Below are 2,105 nucleotides of genomic sequence, written 5' to 3'. Positions count from 1 at the left end.
TTTCATATCAACGGCCTTAATGCTTGCGCAGTTTGCTGCAACAACGCCAACCAACGCGTTGCCAAATCTGGCGCGTTTGGCCCAGCCCCCGAGCGCACCAAGTTAAGCGCTGCCACCGTGTCCCCGCGTTCATTGCGCAGTGGCACGGCCAAGGCGTCTACGCCTAGCTCGTGCTCTTGTATTGCCAAGCAATAGTCTTGCTTGGCCACTTGTTTGAGCTTTAGTTTCAGGTCCTTGGCTTGTGTGGCGGTGTGCGCGGTGAGTCGGCTTAAAGGTTTGGCCTCAAGCCATGTTTTCAACGGTTCAGGCAGTAAGTTGGCCAGCAGCACTTGGCCTGTAGATGTGGCGTGTGCAGGCAAGCGCGTGCCCACATGCAGACCGTAGGCCAACACACTGTGGCTGGCTTTGATGGGTAAATCTGGCCCTTGCCAAATACCCCGTGCCACGATGATGACTGCATCGTCTTGCAACACTGCGACTGAACAAGACAGCTGTGTGGCCAAGCTCAGCTGATGCAGGGTGGGCTGCACGGCGCGTGGCAAACGTGCGCTGGACAAATAGCTGCCTGCAAAGCCCAGCACCTTGGCTGAAAGCCAGAAATATTGACCATCGGTTTCCAAGTAGCCTAGCTGCTTCAATGTCAACAAATGCCGACGCGCCGCGGCGCGTGTCAGGCCAGTGCGTTGCGCGGTCAGAGTAGCGTTGAGCCGTTGGCGCTCAGTGTCAAAGCTCTCCAGCACAGCCATGCCCCGGGCCATGCCTTCAATCCAGTCTGCTTTGTTCATGGGTTTGTATCTGTTGTAGGTTGCGCGATCATCGTGCATCTATTCTATTCACCGTGCAGATTTGTCGTTTGGACTTTGCGTTAGATCAAGTGCACCTTTAATCTCGCAGCACTTCGAAATAAAAGGATTAGAGACATGCGAACACAAGTGGTCATTGTGGGTGGCGGGCCTTCGGGCTTGTTGTTGGGGCAGTTGTTGCACAAAGCAGGCGTGGATGCGGTGATCGTGGAGCGCCAAAGCCCCGACTATGTGTTGAGCCGGATTCGCGCAGGCGTGCTGGAGCAAGTCACGCTAGAGGTGTTGGCTCAAGCAGGCGTGGACCAGCGCATGAACAAAGAAGGATTGGTACACACGGGCTTTGATTTGTTGTTCAAAGGCGCACGCCACCGCATTGACTTGGCGGCCCTGACGGGCGGCCAAAAAGTGATGGTTTATGGCCAAACCGAAGTCACGCGTGATTTGATGGACGCACGCCAATCAGCTGGCCTGACCACGATTTACGAAGCTGATGACGTGCAAATTCACGGCTTCGACACCGATAAGCCCAGTGTGAGCTTTAGCAAAGATGGCAAGAGCCGCACCATCGAGTGCGACTTCATTGCAGGCTGTGACGGCTTTCACGGTGTGTGTCGTGCCAGCGTGCCCAAAAAATCGATCAAAGAGTTTGAAAAGGTGTACCCCTTCGGCTGGCTGGGTGTGTTGTCAGACACACCGCCCGTGCACGAAGAGCTGATTTATGTCAACAGCCCGCGCGGCTTTGCCTTGTGTTCGCAACGCAGCCACACACGCAGCCGCTACTACTTGCAAGTGCCACTCACGGACAAAGTGGAGCAGTGGAGCGACGATGCTTTCTGGACCGAGCTGCGAAACCGCCTAGACCCAGAAGCGCGTGAACAATTGGTGACTGGCCCGAGCATTGAAAAAAGCATTGCGCCACTGCGCAGCTTTGTGACCGAGCCCATGCGCTTTGGTACCTTGTTCTTGGCAGGTGACGCCGCCCACATCGTGCCGCCCACAGGCGCCAAGGGATTGAACTTGGCCGCAACCGATGTGAAGTATTTGTCTGACGCGCTGATCGAAGCCTGCGTTGAAAAGTCGCATGCAGGCATTGACCATTACTCCACACGCTGCTTAGCCCGCATTTGGCGTGCAGAGCGTTTCTCTTGGTGGTTCACCAGCTTGATGCATAGCTTTCCTGAACACGGCGAAATTGGGCAAAAGTTTCAAGAGGCAGAGTTGGACTACCTGATTCACAGCGAAGCCGGCTCGCGCACCATGGCTGAAAACTACGTGGGCTTGCCATTGAATTTTGGCGAGTAA

The 2,105-nt window shown here is 55.4% G+C and carries 2 protein-coding genes; one reads left to right on the top strand and one right to left on the bottom strand.

What is annotated here, in order from left to right; genetic code table 11:
• Nucleotides 1-2: 2 nt before the first annotated feature.
• On the bottom strand, nt 3-785 hold the full coding sequence (locus tag ABWP81_RS11550; RefSeq protein ID WP_353132156.1) for an IclR family transcriptional regulator domain-containing protein: 783 nt from the start codon (nt 783-785) through the stop codon (nt 3-5).
• A gap of 135 nt (nt 786-920) precedes the next feature.
• Here ABWP81_RS11550 and pobA point away from each other — a divergent pair, with 135 nt between their 5' ends.
• Nucleotides 921-2,105, top strand: a complete 1,185-nt coding sequence (pobA, locus tag ABWP81_RS11545; RefSeq protein ID WP_353141913.1) for a 4-hydroxybenzoate 3-monooxygenase — start codon at nt 921-923, stop codon at nt 2,103-2,105.

This window comes from Limnohabitans sp., from assembly GCF_040401135.1.
Lineage (GTDB): Bacteria > Pseudomonadota > Gammaproteobacteria > Burkholderiales > Burkholderiaceae_C > Limnohabitans.
Note: the sequence above shows the minus strand (reverse complement) of the source record. Positions and strands in the feature narration are given on the sequence as shown.

What these genes read in the sequence shown, in the direction of transcription:
- ABWP81_RS11550 (WP_353132156.1), bottom strand. Translation starts at nt 785, where the DNA reads ATGAACAAAGCAGACTGGATTGAAGGCATGGCCCGGGGCATGGCTGTG.
- pobA (WP_353141913.1), top strand. Translation starts at nt 921, where the DNA reads ATGCGAACACAAGTGGTCATTGTGGGTGGCGGGCCTTCGGGCTTGTTG.